15 protein-coding genes are annotated in these 16,361 nt (G+C 47.2%); 11 read left to right on the top strand and 4 right to left on the bottom strand.

Features of this window, described 5'->3' with window-relative positions:
• Positions 1–3: 3 nt before the first annotated feature.
• The 4 genes from ACA058_RS16480 to ACA058_RS16465 form a co-directional block, all read right to left on the bottom strand.
• Positions 4–507 carry a hypothetical protein gene (locus ACA058_RS16480; protein WP_497634977.1) on the bottom strand — a complete coding sequence of 168 codons (504 nt, stop codon included), beginning with the start codon at positions 505–507 and terminating at the stop codon, positions 4–6.
• Between the two features lie 100 nt (positions 508–607).
• On the bottom strand, positions 608–1,138 hold the full coding sequence (locus ACA058_RS16475) for a hypothetical protein (RefSeq protein WP_497634976.1): 531 nt from the start codon (positions 1,136–1,138) through the stop codon (positions 608–610).
• Positions 1,139–1,227: 89 nt separating this feature from the next.
• Entirely contained in the window at positions 1,228–1,899 is a 672-nt protein-coding gene (locus tag ACA058_RS16470) for a hypothetical protein (RefSeq protein WP_497634975.1), read from the bottom strand.
• A 237-nt stretch (positions 1,900–2,136) separates the two neighbouring features.
• On the bottom strand, positions 2,137–2,364 hold the full coding sequence (locus ACA058_RS16465) for a DUF7693 family protein (RefSeq protein ID WP_497639946.1): 228 nt from the start codon (positions 2,362–2,364) through the stop codon (positions 2,137–2,139).
• 1,168 nt (positions 2,365–3,532) lie between these two features.
• Between ACA058_RS16465 and ACA058_RS16460 the strand changes: the two genes are divergently transcribed.
• From ACA058_RS16460 to ACA058_RS16410, 11 genes are all read left to right on the top strand, one after another.
• Entirely contained in the window at positions 3,533–4,006 is a 474-nt protein-coding gene (locus ACA058_RS16460; RefSeq protein WP_497634974.1) for a hypothetical protein, read from the top strand.
• 61 nt (positions 4,007–4,067) lie between these two features.
• Positions 4,068–4,277: a hypothetical protein gene (locus tag ACA058_RS16455; protein ID WP_497634973.1), complete on the top strand. Its 210-nt coding sequence runs from the start codon at positions 4,068–4,070 to the stop codon at positions 4,275–4,277.
• A 76-nt stretch (positions 4,278–4,353) separates the two neighbouring features.
• The gene (locus ACA058_RS16450) at positions 4,354–5,076 is read left to right on the top strand and encodes a hypothetical protein (protein WP_497634972.1); all 723 of its coding nucleotides are present in this window, start codon (positions 4,354–4,356) and stop codon (positions 5,074–5,076) included.
• Between the two features lie 136 nt (positions 5,077–5,212).
• A complete protein-coding gene (locus tag ACA058_RS16445; RefSeq protein WP_497634971.1) occupies positions 5,213–7,084 on the top strand; it encodes a hypothetical protein in 1,872 nt (623 codons plus the stop codon).
• A 737-nt stretch (positions 7,085–7,821) separates the two neighbouring features.
• Positions 7,822–9,336 (top strand): IS21 family transposase, encoded by a 1,515-nt coding sequence (istA, locus tag ACA058_RS16440; protein ID WP_497634970.1) that lies wholly within the window; start codon positions 7,822–7,824, stop codon positions 9,334–9,336.
• A gap of 20 nt (positions 9,337–9,356) precedes the next feature.
• Positions 9,357–10,112 carry an IS21-like element ISPsy14 family helper ATPase IstB gene (istB, locus tag ACA058_RS16435; protein ID WP_138962891.1) on the top strand — a complete coding sequence of 252 codons (756 nt, stop codon included), beginning with the start codon at positions 9,357–9,359 and terminating at the stop codon, positions 10,110–10,112.
• 129 nt (positions 10,113–10,241) lie between these two features.
• Positions 10,242–12,449 carry a hypothetical protein gene (locus tag ACA058_RS16430; protein ID WP_497634969.1) on the top strand — a complete coding sequence of 736 codons (2,208 nt, stop codon included), beginning with the start codon at positions 10,242–10,244 and terminating at the stop codon, positions 12,447–12,449.
• On the top strand, positions 12,442–12,972 hold the full coding sequence (locus ACA058_RS16425) for a hypothetical protein (RefSeq protein WP_497634968.1): 531 nt from the start codon (positions 12,442–12,444) through the stop codon (positions 12,970–12,972). Before ACA058_RS16430 ends, ACA058_RS16425 begins: the two co-directional genes overlap by 8 nt.
• Positions 12,938–14,323, top strand: a complete 1,386-nt coding sequence (locus ACA058_RS16420) for a tyrosine-type recombinase/integrase (RefSeq protein ID WP_497634967.1) — start codon at positions 12,938–12,940, stop codon at positions 14,321–14,323. The genes ACA058_RS16425 and ACA058_RS16420 overlap by 35 nt, the downstream gene beginning before the upstream one ends.
• A gap of 71 nt (positions 14,324–14,394) precedes the next feature.
• Positions 14,395–15,339, top strand: coding sequence for a LysR substrate-binding domain-containing protein (locus ACA058_RS16415; RefSeq protein WP_497634966.1), 945 nt, complete (start codon positions 14,395–14,397; stop codon positions 15,337–15,339).
• A 260-nt stretch (positions 15,340–15,599) separates the two neighbouring features.
• Positions 15,600–16,211: an FMN-dependent NADH-azoreductase gene (locus ACA058_RS16410; protein ID WP_497634965.1), complete on the top strand. Its 612-nt coding sequence runs from the start codon at positions 15,600–15,602 to the stop codon at positions 16,209–16,211.
• Positions 16,212–16,361 lie beyond the last annotated feature (150 nt).

Here is a 16,361-nt window from a genome sequence, read left to right as displayed (position 1 = left end):
CTTTCATGGGGCTCGTTCAGTTGGCACGGTGGCATCCATAATTCCCAGTTCGTGCGACTCTAGAACCTCCTTGGCTGCCGACACAAAATCGTAATCAGAGTGCCCCGACCAAATTTCGCTCTCGCTCGCAAAATGAACCTTCCAATGGCCATAGCGGCCAGACCTTGGAAGCTTCGACCACGCAGCCTTGATGGCAGCAACTGTGCTGCTAGCCACTTTGGCATCCAAGAAGATGTATAGAGAGTTCTGCGAGACGTCGATCAGCTTGACCGGAGATATCCCTCCTATCCTATAGGCGCGCTTCAGAACTGCCATATGGTCATGGCTAAAAACTTTCCGATACATCACAGCAAAGCGGTGCCGGGCCGACTGCGACATGGGGAGGAGATTCTCATCGGTTTTTTGCAAGCAGTCAAAAACCCGATATTTTATTTGCCCGTAAAAATCGCCCGAGGTCGTTGGTTGAGTAGCGCCGCGTGTCAGTTGAAACAGTACTGGAAGGTTCATCTCTACTCTCCTTATCGTGTTAGAGCGGATCAAAAGTCCACGTCATCATCAAAAAGATCTGGCCCATCTCGCAGTTGCTTCAATCTGGTTCTCTCTTCCTCTAGATTATATTCGCCAAGGATGTCTTCAGGTTTCCATTCGTCCCAAACAGAAACATGTCAGACGTAAACTTCACAATGCCCAGTGTGTTTGCTGCTAGAATTTCAGGAGCATATTTTCTAAACAGCCGGCCACCATCAAGATCAAAAGCTATTTCGTTCTCTTTGATCACTATTGCATTCCATTCGTCATAAAGTGCATAAGAAGCAATGTCATCCCAAGCCGCTTTAAAGTCACCATATTTCTCATCGGTAAGGTTATCGTCGTATACGATGACTAGCGTACCTTTTGAGGAATGTAACAGCTTTACTGGCGAGAGCTGCCCTTCGATGATGGCCTTCTCGATCAAATGAATTACTCGAGTGTCAGGGCTATCCCACCAAAGTACTGCAAATGTTTGCATGCTCAAAACATCAAGGGGCATGAAATTGATGCCCTTTGACTGCTGTGTGCTGAATACTGTGTAACCACCCTCACCATATTCATTATGAGGGTGTTCATATTCTGTATAAAGCATGCGGGAATAGTTCATATACGCACCTTTTGGCAAAGCTACGATAAAGACAACCGATAGGGAGTAGGTCTAGGCCTTTAGGGAGGCATGGCCCTTGTCGCCAATTATTAAGCGTCAGGCTCAAGATGATGATGCGGATGGTTGCAATACGGTGATACGAGGCACTTGGAGTGCCCCGTCATGTTTGCGATTTGTACTTCAACCGTGTAACCCTGAGTTTCCCTGGTTTGATCACTGTCCCCATGGGATAGGTACGCCCACACATGCTCGTCGATGGATGGTAAGTCAGAGAAATCATCCAGCGACGCAAGATCATATTGCTCAATCCCCAAGCTATAGGATTCGAGAATTTCTTTAGCATCGCGCCAAAAGAGGTAGTCGGAGCGTCCTGAGTACACCTCGTCAACGTTCGCAAAATCTACTGTCAGCCGAGTGGGGCTCATACACATGACCTGTATCCACAGTGACTCAATCTCTAGGAGGGTGGTGCTTGATACGCCACTGTCCAGAAAGAGGTACAGATTGTCTTCGTGTACGGCAATCAGTTTTACCGCCGACATGGCGCCTAGTACGTACGCACGCTCCAAGGCTGCGGCTACGTATGGGTTTATAGGGTTTGTGGGGTCGCCATACATGATTGCCAAGAATTGCTTGGCAGCCCGTGGCATCACTTCCAGGCTTGGGGTTTTCCACTGCAAGCAACTGAAGACCGCATGATTGGGGGCGTCAGCGGGTTCTATGGGATCGCATTCAGGGTGAAAAATGTCTGAAAAGGGCATGTCGGCTTCCCTCCTAGGTGTAGGTAGGATCAAAGTCGACTTTTGGACGCCTGTCAAAGGTAAAGGCGACCTTTGGTCGAAAATAATTTCCTTTGTATTCAGTGTCTTAGAGTATAAAAAAAGCATACTCTTTGATTTTTCAGACTGAAGAAGAGCGCATTTTCCACACAGCGGACAGGCTTTCACAGCAGGAACTAGAGCAAAGCGCACACAAGGTGGAGCACGGTTTACAGTTGTTTAAGAAGCTGCTCCAGCAACGCCTGTTCCTGGGCTCAATAAAGAGATCGGGTCAAAACCGTCACGGCCGACACTCTCGAACGACCAGCGTCGGCCATCAGGACTGATGCACCCATCACAGTCATCGAGCACGCCGCAATCGTTAAAGATCACGAGGTGCCAAAATTCTGCATCGATGTGGAAAAGCTCGGCGAAGAATTCGTTCAGGGACTGGGCACATGCTCTCATCATTATTGTGCAGTGCGTCAGTGTGATGTCTCTGGCTCCTGGCTGACGTCACTCGCCGTGAGCAGAGGGAGAGAGGAAATTTTCATGTTCTGAAAGCAGTGCCGGGAGCACTACATGGCATTACTACGTCGGCATGTCAGTGAGCTTTGATCGCAAAAGAGTCGCCACACATCCAAAGCGAGCAATCACAGACGTTGAAAGCCGTTTCAGCATTGCTTGATTCTGAGTGCTCAGCAAAAAGATTTGAGCAGGACTCTCACGGCCGTGTTCTCGAATGAGCAGCATCGGCCACCAAGGTTTTGCACTCATCGCAGCAACCGAGATCTCAAATCGTTAAAAACCTTGGGTCGTCAACTTTTGACTTCACTGTGAAAAATCCAGCGAAAAATTCGTCCAATGACTGTGTGCGTACTCTCTATATAAGATGGCGATTCAGTCTGAAATGCGCGCAAATTACATCTGTAAAATCTCGACACTTCAGACTCGAATTGCATATAGCAGAATATTTCATTCGCTGTGCAGTTTTAGAGCATAAAGAAATAATCTGCACGTTAAAAAAGAGTGTGGGATCTAAGCTTTTTTCTCAACCGAAATCGGTTTACCACCCTAGCGACCCAATTTTTTCCTCCAAAGGACGCAAAGAACCAACGCTCCGACAGACGGCACAGTCAGTTTTTGGAAGGGAGGAAGGTAGGCATGGAGGGTGTGCCCCCATAAATTTATGAAAAAAACATTATCTCAGCGAGACTGGTTGCGGGCTCCAGGTGGTCAATTTTTTTTCCGAAGATAAAAAAATTATTGATAAATTGTATGAAGTCTGACCGATTGAAATTATACGTCAATATTTAATATATTTATTTCGGCCACGTTCAGACAATCAAGGGCTTAGAGAGGAAAGTGCTGCCTTAAAGCTATGAAAACCATTTAGAACTCATAAATATATCCTGGTTTCCCCATAGGGAAATAAATAAACAATATACAATAATTATCATAAGTGATGCCAGGCAACTGTAGCTAGTCAATAAAAAGATATATGTCTGTAAATACATCGAAAAAGTTCAGCTGCTGTCGCTGATGGCGCCGAAAGATGGCGCTGAACGGGACTGGAAGTTACGGTTCATCGAGGCTAGTCTCTCGATTGCGTAGGCCAAGTCGAGGGACAAACCGAATGAACAAGAAATTCATCCAAGCCACCGAATCGTTATTTGACGATGCTGAGCTAGCTATCATTCGGGCCAATGTGCAGGCGAAAGGAGATGCGATGGGCGAAGCGTTGTTCGGTCTAACTAAAACTGGACTTAGAATGCAGGAAATTCTGAGTTGTCGGTTGAGAACAGTTGGTATAGCCGAAGATCTAAAGGTACACATACCGAGATACAAATACCCGTATGGACAGCGCATTTGTACCCTTGTTGTTCTACCGTCATCTACTAGGGCGTGGGTGGACATGCGGGGTATCAAAGAAGGTGGTTATTTATTTCCTGACTCAAAAGATGGAAATCAGCCGATGTCCTCCATGGCAGTTAGGAAGATAACGAATAACTGGTTTAGAGGCGTAAATCCTGGGCATAACAGGCTTAGTTTTACAAATCTACGCTGGTCAGCGATCGCCCGTGCAAAAAAAAAACCTAACCTCACATGACTATACCAATCATCAACCATCGAGCCCAGTCGGCGTATTTAGTTACGTAGGGAGAATCTTTATGGCAGACGAACCTATTAATAAAGAAGAAGCTCTTAGTGTGGCGCGCTTCCCATTACATGTTGATTGTAAATACATCGGAGAAGAGGCGTTGAATAAATTGATACTCGAATTTGTGCGTTCGGGAAATTACAGTTCAGTAACGACTCTTAGGCTTTTGAGAGTATTGAATGCATTTCATAAGTTTATCAAGAGTCAGCAGGCTAAGTAGTTTCCAAAATATACTGGCGTAGTCAGTTTCTGGTAACTACGTGTCTCACACTTAAATCCCTATGTGAGTCTATAAGATGAACAGAACCGAGCGCAGACATTTTGAAAAAGAAATGTCGAAGATTTTGAGAAAATCAGAGGGCATATGTGGGGTTTGCGGGACGGAACTTAATCACAATAGCCAAACCTTCGGCGGTATTTTGGAACCTTATGGCGCAGTGCTGACTGGGGAATGTTGTGTGAATAAACTTGAAGTAATAATGGGGGCGGGGGTGTATATCAATAAGAATATCAATGGCATTATGAGTGTAATGAAAACTGGTCAAAACGTCTCGCATGCATCCCCATCTGATGCATTGTCCGCAATTAGGCAGATACGTTCAGGTATTGGTGAGATCGACTCCGCTGCCGATGACTTGATGAGGGAGGCCGGCATCGAGAGGCCTCCCACTGACATTACACTAACTGACGCACCATGGAAATTAGACGACGCTGCATGGTTCAAAAGGAATCCTGGACGCTCGTACCGTATGCGCCCATTGCATCCTGATGAAATTCCCACACTCCCAGTTGCAATTACTGACGCAGTAATCCCGGCAAATCATAGTTGGGAAATACTTGTTCGACAAGTGAATAAGGGGCAACGGATCAGAACTGCCTTCTGCAGGAATATGGCTGTTTTTATCCCGGATGCGGACGATGTAATTCACGCCATTTTCGACATTGTAGTAAGGGGTGAAGGTAAAGGGGTCATAAGCGGCAAGGATGTAGTCGCGTTGGCTGCTAGCTTTAGCCGTTAAGGGTATGTTCGTCCCTGGATAGTCCGTATAAACACAGAATTGCCTTTGCAGCAGTCTTAACGGTTACAGCTCCTATTAAAGAGCGTTTCTTTGTCTACCTCGATACGGCAGAGATGTTGAAAGAGGATCTCGATAATTGATTTATTTAAGATCCATTAAGTTCTTTGGCGCGTCTGATTTTTTCAGCGCACCTATTGAGCAATTGAGAGTTAATCAACCTGACTTACCAATGTTCGACACGGTTGAAATGTGTGGTTGTCTTTTTGATGCTTTTATGCGGATTATATGTAAGGATCTGATGGTAATAAAGCAGCGTGACTTAAATGTTTCACTGCTGAAGTCTTTCAAGGGTTTTCTGCTTGTAGAGACAGATGCGTCTAGAAGTTACATAGATGTGATATTTAGAAACTCAAAGCCATTATTCGAAAGTATTGGGTTTGTTGAGTTTGATTGCGGGTCTGTGGTTCGGGATGCGGTCGAAAACGAGTGTGTTTGTCTGTACCAGACTGAAGTTCGTTGCCAGAAATCCATCGATTATTACCAGGGTTGGCAGATATTTAGTAGCGACGGGCATCTAATGCATTTCGATCTTGTGCTATGTCATAAATTATACGGTGACCAGTACACTCGTGATATGCATCGAAAAATTCAACGGTATATCAGGAAGTATACTAAGGCTACAGCACAGGGTAAGTTGGCAAAGATAAAATTTATTCTTAGTTATATGCTTCACTGCTTGCCAAGCCTAGAGGCAATTTCATTGCTAGGTGAGGGGAAAGAAGTGAACTATTTTTTCGAGCATGTAAAAAGTGTAGAGGAGTTGAGAATTCACGAACTTGAACAAGATAAGCCTTCTTTTAAAAAGAGATGGGCTGAGACAATGCTTGTGGTTCACGAGTTTTTTGTGGTGTACAAAATAATTTCACCACCAGCTTATAAATTGCCAAAAGTAAATTTTACGCTGGGGCCTAAACTCGCCGTTTCGTCTTCCGTCAATCTTGTTCAAATGATAACGCCGATTCCACCTCATATTGGTTGCGATATAGATGCAGCGAGAATCTGCCGAGAAATTACCGAAGATGTTGAAAGTGTCGTAACAATATGTGAAAAGGTAAGGGCCGAAATACTTACGCTTGTTCAGCAGCGAATCCGTGAGGCAGAGAATTATCCAAATCAGTTAAGCGAAGGTTTTGAGGATTATCCATCTGAGCGTTATGCGCGCGCATGTTATAACTGGGAAAAGTATAATTATTCACGGTTGAGCAATCGTGATAAGTATCCTCTCTATTCTGGGCAGGTCGGAATCGCAGCAAAGATGGGATTATTGAACGGAACAACCTTGCTTCCATTCCTTTTCTTGCTCGTCTACCAACATCCCCAGATAACGCCATCGTGGTTAATCAAATTTGAACTTTTTGGCAGTGATGGTCAGCAGTATGGTTTAAAGGAGGATGGGGCTTTTGCAGTAAGTGAGAAATCAAGGAGAGGATTCGTAAATGCTCAACAAGTAATTGCTTTAAATGCAAAATCAAAGGCAATTTTCGCTGACATCCAAGCCCTCACGCAGCAGGCTAGGAACTATTTAAAGTCAATTGGAAGTGATGATTGGCGGTATTTACTTTTGGGTAAAAATCGCGGCTTTTCTATTCAGAGACGCATCACTAAGCTCGATCGAATAGACGAACGCATGCACGTGACCTGCCCTTTGACCATTGAGTTTGTTAGATTTTTTAAGTGTGATAAGAGAGATATTATCAAGCGAATTGGACTGCGGCCATTTAGAATAAATGTAGCAATAATGCGACTGTTTCAAACGGGTGACGAATTCGCCATGTCTGAGGATTTGGGGCATGTTGGCTCTGGGGATGATGATTTAAAATTTTATGTGCCATTGGCGCTCAAGCAGTATTTTTCAAATAGTCGTACACGACTCTTCCATAATGCCTTCATTTTTGAAGCTATAAAGATAGTCCTTACCTTATTGAAGCTCTGGATTTCGCCGATCTAGATGAACTTGATAAATTTTTGACAGCGCATCGGCTTAAACCATTGCCCGATAGTATGAGTTTAAAGGCCTTCATGATGGAGGAGAATTTTGTCAGTGATGGCTTTGACAGTTCAAGAGCTGTTGTTCCCGTGTCGGAGGCTCTATGCACCGTTCTACTCACACTCGCAGATGTGGTCAAAGAATGTCGGAGCTCTGGATATACAATTAAGGATGTGGCTTCAACATGGTACCACACTGCTGAGTTGATGAAGGTTATGGTGAGTTTGCATGATAAAGGGCAGATTTCAACTTGCTCGCCTGAAGTTATAAAAGTTTTCAAGGGTTCTAGTTACTCTAATAGGTTGGCCAATCGTTTGCGTGATTTGGTGGCGGAGAAAGCCACATACTCAGATTAATCTGGAACTAGGTGATCGTATGAAGAGGCGTCGTAAAGAACCAAGATTAAATGAACGTCAGTTAGCCCCCGTCGCAGATGATTCCGATCTTATGTGGAGCGACTTGTACCAGTTGATGGGGATTCCATGCGCACTTGGACACCCATTCCACGAACACTTGGACAGCGATTCCACGCTGACTTGGACACTCATTCCACGACCACTTGGACACTGATTCCACGAGTACTTGGACAGTAATCTCTCACTGATCCGACCCAAGCTCAGGCAGGCAGCAACGCAGGATTATTCACTACCATCGACCTCTTTTCTCGAAGCGAAGAGGTCGTCGTGGAGCGTATATCCATGCGTAAAATCCGAGAGGTACTACGCCTAAAGTTCGACGCCGGCCTGTCCGTGCGCAAAATTGCCACCAGCCTTCGCATCAGCAGCGGCAGTGCCGGCAATTATCTGCACCGCTTCAACGCTTGCGGGCTGACTTGGCCCACGCAGTTGTCGGACGCCGAACTGGAGCGATGTCTATTCCCGCCAGCGCCGACGGTTCCCAGCGATCAACGTCCGATGCCGGACTGGGCTCATGTCCATGCCGAGTTACGTCGCCCGGGTGTAACTCTGGCCCTGCTTTGGCAGGAGTATCGACTCGCTCACCCGCAAGGTTTCCAGTACAGCTGGTTCTGCGAGCACTACCGCCTCTGGGCCGCGAAGATCGATGTGGTCATGCGCCAGGAACACCGTGCCGGCGAGAAGCTGTTCGTTGATTACGCCGGCCAGACCGTGCCAGTTATTGATCGGCGAACCGGGGAGATACGCCAGACGCAGATCTTCGTCGCCGTCCTCGGCGCGTCCAGCTACACCTTCGCCGAGGCCACCTGGTCGCAGAAACTGCCCGACTGGCTGGGCTCGCACGTGCGCTGCTTCGCCTTTCTCGGCGGCACATCGCAGATCCTGGTACCGGACAATCTGCGCAGCGGCGTTACCAAAGCGCATCGTTACGAGCCCGATATCAACCCCAGTTACCGCGACCTCGCCGAGCATTACGGCGTAGCCGTGTTGCCTGCCAGATCTCGCAAACCTCGGGACAAAGCCAAGGTCGAAGTCGGTGTGCAAGTGGTCGAGCGCTGGATCCTCGCAGCGCTGCGCAACCGCCAGTTCTTCTCCTTGGGCGAACTCAACACGGCCATCGGCGTGCTACTTGAACGCCTAAACCATCGGCCCTTCAAGAAGCTGCCCGGCTCACGCCGCTCAGCCTTCGAGACCATCGACCAACCCGCGCTGCAACCGCTGCCGGAACACCCGTATGTCTACGCCGAATGGAAAAAGGTACGAGTGCACATCGACTACCACGTCGAGGTCGACGGCCATTACTACTCGGTGCCGTACCAGCTGGTGAAGCACCAACTCGAAGTGCGGCTAACCGCTAAGACCGTCGAGTGCTTCCACGCCAACCAGCGGGTGGCCAGCCATCTGCGCTCGCCGCACAAAGGCCGCCACACCACCCAAACCGAGCACATGCCCAAAAGTCACCGCGAACATGCCGAATGGACGCCGCAGCGACTGATCCACTGGGCAGAGCAGACAGGCCCGAACACTGCCGGTGTCATCGCCTACATCCTCGAACGCCGAATCCATCCGCAGCACGGCTTCCGCGCCTGCCTGGGCATCCTGCGTCTGAGCAAACAGCACGGCGAAGAGCGGCTGGAAGCCGCCTGCCAGCGTGCGCTGGCACTGGGCGCGTGCAGCTACAAAAGCCTGGAATCGATCCTGCGCCAAGGCTTGGAGCGGCTACCGCTGGCCCAGCAAAACCTGCCGTTACTGCCCGAAGAACACATCAACCTGCGCGGCCCTAGCTACTACCACTGACCTGAAAAAGGAATACCAAAATGCTACCCAACCCGACACTCGACAAGCTACAAACCCTGCGCCTGCACGGCATGATCAAGGCGCTTGGCGAACAACACGCAACGCCCGACATCAACGATCTCAGCTTCGATGAACGCCTCGGTCTGATGGTCGACCGCGAGCTGACCGAGCGCGAAGATGCACGCCTGACGACTCGCCTGAAAGCCGCCCGACTACGCCACAACGCGTGCCTGGAAGACATCGACTACAGAAGCCCGCGCGGCCTGGACAAGTCCCTGATCCTGCAACTGGGCAGCGGGCAATGGCTGCGTGACGGCCTGAACCTGATCATCGGCGGCCCCACAGGGGTGGGTAAAACCTGGCTGGCCTGCGCGCTGGCCCACAAGGCCTGCCGGGATGGCTACAGCGTGCGCTACCTGCGCTTGCCGCGCTTGATGGAAGAACTGGGCCTGGCCCACGGCGACGGGCGCTTCGCGAAACTGATGGCCGGATATGCAAAGACCGACTTGCTGATCCTCGATGACTGGGGCCTGGCCCCGTTTACTGCGTCGCAACGACGCGACATGCTTGAACTGCTGGACGACCGCTACGGCAACCGCTCGACGCTGGTGACCAGCCAGATGCCAGTGGACAAATGGCACGCACTAATCGGCGATCCGACCTTAGGCGATGCGATCCTCGACCGGCTGGTGCACAACGCTTATCGGATCGAACTGAAGGGCGAATCGATGCGCAGACGCGCTACGAAATTGACGGCGACAGAGACTTCAGACTAACAATGCAAACCTGCGTCGCTGCGCTCCGACTGCCTGTCCAAGTGGACGTGGATCAGGTGTCCAAGTGAGCATGGAACGAGTGTCCAAATGATCGTGGGCTGAGTGTCCAAGTGTCGTGGAATCCGCAAGTTGAACTACTTTGAGCAACGTGAGTTCCTGAGGGGCAAAGTCGTTCAGGGTTGGACGGGAGACATAGAAGTTGACAAGCCAAGTTGGATGGTAAATGGCACTACATTTAAAAGTAATGTATGGATTTGTAGGTTTGGGGATGCCAAGAACTCGATCGTTAGGGAGATAGACTTCAACGTTGTGTTGGCTAACGAAAGCACACTGACAGATGAAAAAAATGAGAAATTGCTGCGAATAATTAAATTATTTATTGCATTGCAAATTCACCCTAAGTTTTTGAGGAGATCAGAAATAGGAAAGGTGACTCAAAGAGTTCATGTGGCGAAAGCTACTGAGTTTGTCGACTGGATTCTCATGAACGACAACCTATTTAACATAGGTGAAAACGGGTTGAGTTTGGTAACAATAGATAAAATTAAATTATTCGTAATAAGGCATGCCTCTCCGCCCGTATCTGTAAACCTTTATGACGGTATGAATAAACTCACAAAATGGTTGAGGGAGAAGATTCTGACGATCTCTCTCGACGATGTTCGTAAGGCTGTATTCGAGTCACCTCTTCTACTAGACCTACCTGGTAGTGGCGAGCGCCAACTTCAATTAACAAACGAAGAGCTAATAATGGCAAGGGCGTTTATAATTTTATCTGGTAATCACACGGTAATTGGAGGAGGAATTAGTTTCAATGCCAAGGCGTTTGTTTCAGAAGTATATGCTCAGACTTTGTTCGGCAAGTTGATTCGGGTGCCAGTACCTGATGAGCTTTGCTGGGGTATTGCCGGTAAAAGAGAATTCGAAGGAGTTGCTATTCGAAATCCAATCAGGCCGGGGCTTACTAATCAAGGTGTCAGGGATCAGATCAGCATACTTAAGCGGCTCTGTGTAGTAGACACTTACCAAAAAACTGGTCTTAATATCGCCGATTTAACTCTACTGAATGCTAGTTCAGTACGATCTCAGATTTTGGCAAAGACGGAGGAACGGTACCGAGTTCTACCCTATGAGATCGCTTTCTATGCGCTTGAAAAGTCTTATGAATTCCAGTCGTCCGTGGCTGACCGTGTTTTCTTAGCCCTTGATTCAGTACTTAATAATATATCGCCCAAAATAAACCATGGCGCGTCATTCATTGGTGGAAATAAATATATGCAGGGTTTAGAGAGTCCTCTGTATGGCTTTGAGTCATTTTCATTTGAACATCATGGGTCTTGCCAGTTTTCAGAAATTCGAAAATGCACATCGCTATTTGAAACCTACCTTGGTTTGCTCGGCTCATGTTTAATAATAGTAGGCTTAATGGCTGCGAGACGGCAGGAAGAAATCATCAGGCTTACTGCTAAATGCTTATGCCCATTCATCGATCCGAATAGCAAGGATGGACAGCATGAGGAGTTTTTCATCAATTTCCATGCCGGAAAAACTGGAAGTCCCATTGAAGCCCAGAAGCTAAAAGTCCCAATTCCTCGGATGGTTGCGCGGATTTTATGGAAATTTATAGGGTTACATAGAACTTGCGTGGATCTTAATTTTATCAATGAAGACACTTCATTGTTTCTTGCAAATCCAGGTTTTGGGCGCCGGATACTTGGGCTTTCGGCTTACTCCTATAATCGATGCTTAGATAAAGCTTGTGATTTTATAGAGATCCCGACAGTGAGATGTGGAGACGGTGTTTTGAGAAGGTTCTACATTAGGCAGCATCAGTTACGTGGATTCTTTGCCACTGTTTTTTTCTGGAGCGCAGGGTTTTATGGTCTGGACTCTCTACGAGCGGTGTTGGGGCATTCAAGTTGGGCGCACCTTGTTAGATATGTAACGATGGTTACTCCTGGCGCAATGTTGAAAGTGATCAAAGCTGAAAAAATATTAACATCATTGGTAAATGGTCTGAGTGATATAGAGAATTTGGATGCATTGAGGGATCTGTTGCAACAGAAATTTGGTGTCAGCGATATATTTATTGGTACATCTCAAGAGATTTATGAAGATTATAGTTATTTAGTCGAAAAGGGACGTGTAGCATTTAATGTCAGTAATTTTTCTGCTGCATGCAACCCGTTGTTGTTTGATGAGGTACTTGTGATGCTTGATAATAAAACAATCGAATTAAGCCCAGGGTTTATTGCTGCGCACGACGACGAAAGTGGTAGTAGTGAGCAAATGCATTTGGTTCTCAAGGTGCATAGGGTTACAACTCAACATGAATGAATTCCGTGCCTCAGTTAAAAATGTGCAAAAACTTCTTGTGCAGGCGATCATGCACCAAGATGTTTTGATTGATGATAATTTATTTCTGGCGGTGTTGTCCAGCCAGGGTGCTTTGGCAAATTTCTCTGACTCATCAAAAAATATAGTTGGTATGTCTTTAAATTCGTTCATCAAACATGCTAATACAATTGCTGGCGGATTCAAGGGGGTTGATGATCTCCGTCTGGAACTAAAGTCAATCATAATTATTCGAATTAATAAAAAGCCAACAAAAAAAACTAAACGATCAAGTTCAGCAGAGAAGGCAAAGCTAACAAGGCTGCTCGCGCTTCAAGATCTTGCACTTCATGAGCAAGTGAATGTGATTCAGAGACTGCTAAAACTTGCTAAGCAGTTAGCCTATGATGAGTTGCCTAACCGAAAAGCTTATCATGACAGTGAGATAAAGCTTATTCACGAAATTCTGTACCACCAACAAGGTGCGCTAGATGGACGCCAAACAACTTCATCGACCCCTCAATGAAAATGCAACTTTGCCTGTCAATATTGATATGCAAGGCGAATTAATGTTCAGGTCTGTTGGAGGGTTACCATGCTTCTATTATCCCGATGGAAAATTCTGCTTTGCCGTTACTGCTTATCTTCAAGCACTTTGCTTTGAAAAAAACCACTCATTGACATTGAAAGGTGGTTCTTTGTCCCAATACGCATTCCTGTTGAGCCCGTTGATCAGGTTCTTGCATGATAACGGTTTGTCTTGTTTAGAATTGACAGATTCCTATTTTGAGCTATTTATAGGCGGGTTAGAAGTAAAGGTTAACGGAGAGCGCGTTCGGGGTAACCCTAAAGTTAGAGAAATTGGTTCGAGATCTTTGGACTTTCTTCATTTTACTTCAGTGGCATTGGGCTATCCAAATTTTGTATCACCCGATGGGGTAATATGCGGTTATCGAGTATCGACAGAAGATCGTAAGAATTTTCAGCAGCGATATCATAAGGTAGAGTGGTATCACCACAGTTTTCCAAGTGGAAGCTCCGATAAAAAAAGATTTCCAATAAGTGAGCAAGCGATCAACTCTCTTCGTGATCAGGCCAATAAACAATCTAAGCATCTGAAAGCTAGAATGTTAACCATGCTTTCTGTATTTGAGTTTAGCGGTGCGAGACGTATTGAAGTTGCTAGGCTTCGAGTGAGCGACGTAGTTAGAGCTCATCAGCTAAATGACTCCAGTCCTTTAGTTCGTTTTGAGACAGTTAAGCTAGGTTCAGCCTCTTTTAGATTTGTTCCAATACCACGGGTTGTAGTGTCAAGCTGGGTGAAGTATATAGAGACGAGCAGGATGGAAATTATCGATAAAACCATAGGGCTAAAAATGGATCATGGCTTTTTGTTTGTGAGTATAAATAAAGGGATGCCACTTTCTGCTGACTCTATAACTAATGATATTCATGATCTTAAGGTTTTGTCTGGGCTTTGTGTACCCGCACATGCGCACTTGTTTCGACATCGATTCATAACGGAGCAACTTAAAAATCTCATTGTTACATATGGTCTTGTCAATAATGCAAGTGTTCGAAGTATCTTGGCTAGCTCTGAACTTTTGAAGCTTAGGCTGAAAGAATGGTCGGGGCATCGTAATATTGAGTCGCTGGATAGTTACATAAAAATTGCTTTTTCTGAGCTCAATATGGTGGAGCAAGTCGTAGATGCAGCAATTCATAACACAAGCGTATTAAGCGCTGTGCAAGCGATTGAGCGGAATGATCAGGATTATGCGCGCAAGTTAATAAGTGAGCAGGAATACCATAAGAATATCGCTGATATTATGTTGGATTCGGTAACGCCATTTAAGTCTTGGTTACGATCAATTTAAACTCTACGTGGTGTGTTTTGGAATATTCGTATATAATAATCTTATACTGCTTGCTATTTCTGGTTGCGCTCATGCAGGATTTAAATGATTTATTTTACTTTGCAAACGTTGTAGATTTTGGTGGGTTTGCAGCGGCAAGTCGAAAGCTAGGTATCCCTAAGTCAAGATTGAGCAGGCGAATAGGCGAGCTTGAACAGCGTCTCGGCGTGAGTTTGATTCACCGCACAACTAGAAAGTTCATTCTGTCCGAAGTGGGGCGTCTTTATTACAGACATTGTGTCGAAATGATCGCCGCAGCTGAAGCAGCGGACGAAGCGATTACAGTATCGATGATGGAGCCAAGAGGACGCGTTAGCATAACGTGCCCCCCTGGACTCGGTACAATGGGGGTTAGTCAAACCATAGCCCGTTTTTTGTCTTCATATCCCGGTGTACAAGTGCAGTTGGAAAGCACAAACCGGCGCGTTGATCTTCTGCAGGAAAATTACGATATCGCGTTAAGAGTGCGCTTCCCGCCTCTTGAGCACGATGGATTGGTGGTTAAAATATTGGGACATAGTACTCAACGCCTAGTCGCTCACCCATCTATACGGTCACTCCTGCCCTCCAATTATGGAGTGGAATCGCTTGAGAGTTTACCTAGCCTTGATCTGAGCTCTGCAAATGGAGTCCACAAGTGGAGCCTGATGGCGCTTGACGGGATTTCATACATAGACATCCCACATTCTCCACGATACGTGACTTCTGACCTCCCAGCATTGCTCCAGGCGGCGTTAGAAGGAGTAGGGGCAGTGCAGCTTCCAGAGATCCTGGTTCGTGAGCACATAGAATCGGGCCGTTTAGTCGAGCTTTTGTCTTCCCAGCGCCCACGCTGCGGAGTAATTCACGCTGTCTTTCCTTCACGCAAAGGGCTTGTTCCAGCTGTTAGAATCCTCTTGGATGAACTCGGGAAAACCTTCACCGATAACGCTGATCTGACGGGGTTCAATGATTCTGACAGTGAAATGTGTAGCTAAGGTTTCCTGTTCCTCCGAGCATTTCAGTATTGTGACCTCCGATCACTCCCTCTCGGATTTTCTCGTAGAGTTGCCATGATAAGATTCTGTTGATTTTGGGCTTTCTAGGAAAACATTAAGGTCTTGCATGGGCGCTTTCTCGATTGTTCTATCAGTGAGACAAACTATCGCATTGTTGCAGTCTAATCAGTTATTGGTTTCGTCTGTAGGATTGTGTCCATCAGATCGCCCTCGCGGCGATCCTCACCTGGAGATCCCATATGAAACTGTTGCATATCGATTCGAGCATTCTTGGTGACAACTCGGCTTCCCGTCAGCTGAGCAGCGAAGTCGTAAAAGCCTGGCAAGCCGCCGAGCCGTCCGCCGTGGTGAGCTACCGCGACCTGGCTGCCGACGCTATCAGCCATTTCTCCTCGACCACGCTGGTTGCAGCAGGTACGACTGCCGAATTGCGCAACGCCGCCCAACAGCACGAAGCCCAGCTGAGCGCGTCGACCCTGGCCGAGTTCCTCGCCGCCGATGCCGTGGTCATTGCAGCGCCGATGTACAACTTCACCATCCCGACCCAATTGAAAGCCTGGATCGACCGCATTGCCGTAGCCGGCCAGACATTCCGCTACACCGAAGCCGGCCCTGAAGGCTTGTGCGGTGGCAAGAAAGTCGTGATCGTTTCGACTTCCGGTGGCCTGCACGCCGGTCAGGCGACCGGTGTCGCCCACGAAGACTACTTGAAGGTGCTGTTCGGTTTCATCGGCATTACCGACATCGAGTTCGTCCGTGCCCACGGCCTGGCTTACGGTGACGAAGTGCGCGGCAAAGCCATGAGCGATGCTCAGACGCAAATCAGCGAGCAGTTGTTCGCCGCCGCGTAAGGCTTTAGTAAAGACCCGCTGCCGCTGCAGGCAATCCCAAAAAAACTCTGTATTCTGTTCACGCAAGTGGCAGATGCGGAGTTTTTTGTTTCTGGCTGTTGCAGCTTGCTGGTGTAAATTGTGGCCCAAGTTATGCAGTCGAGGTTCAAC

The sequence above is a fragment of the Pseudomonas sp. LBUM1649 genome, assembly GCF_059716155.1.
The sequence above is the reverse complement of the archived record's forward strand: the minus strand, read 5'-3'. Positions and strand labels throughout refer to the sequence as shown.

Coding starts and splice junctions, on each gene's coding strand:
- ACA058_RS16425 (WP_497634968.1), top strand. CDS start 12,442: ATGAATGAATTCCGTGCCTCAGTTAAAAATGTGCAAAAACTTCTTGTG.
- ACA058_RS16450 (WP_497634972.1), top strand. CDS start 4,354: ATGAACAGAACCGAGCGCAGACATTTTGAAAAAGAAATGTCGAAGATT.
- ACA058_RS16465 (WP_497639946.1), bottom strand. CDS start 2,364: ATGAGAGCATGTGCCCAGTCCCTGAACGAATTCTTCGCCGAGCTTTTC.
- ACA058_RS16475 (WP_497634976.1), bottom strand. CDS start 1,138: ATGAACTATTCCCGCATGCTTTATACAGAATATGAACACCCTCATAAT.
- ACA058_RS16470 (WP_497634975.1), bottom strand. CDS start 1,899: ATGCCCTTTTCAGACATTTTTCACCCTGAATGCGATCCCATAGAACCC.
- ACA058_RS16410 (WP_497634965.1), top strand. CDS start 15,600: ATGAAACTGTTGCATATCGATTCGAGCATTCTTGGTGACAACTCGGCT.
- istA (WP_497634970.1), top strand. CDS start 7,822: ATGCGTAAAATCCGAGAGGTACTACGCCTAAAGTTCGACGCCGGCCTG.
- ACA058_RS16415 (WP_497634966.1), top strand. CDS start 14,395: ATGCAGGATTTAAATGATTTATTTTACTTTGCAAACGTTGTAGATTTT.
- ACA058_RS16455 (WP_497634973.1), top strand. CDS start 4,068: ATGGCAGACGAACCTATTAATAAAGAAGAAGCTCTTAGTGTGGCGCGC.
- istB (WP_138962891.1), top strand. CDS start 9,357: ATGCTACCCAACCCGACACTCGACAAGCTACAAACCCTGCGCCTGCAC.
- ACA058_RS16480 (WP_497634977.1), bottom strand. CDS start 507: ATGAACCTTCCAGTACTGTTTCAACTGACACGCGGCGCTACTCAACCA.
- ACA058_RS16460 (WP_497634974.1), top strand. CDS start 3,533: ATGAACAAGAAATTCATCCAAGCCACCGAATCGTTATTTGACGATGCT.
- ACA058_RS16420 (WP_497634967.1), top strand. CDS start 12,938: ATGGACGCCAAACAACTTCATCGACCCCTCAATGAAAATGCAACTTTG.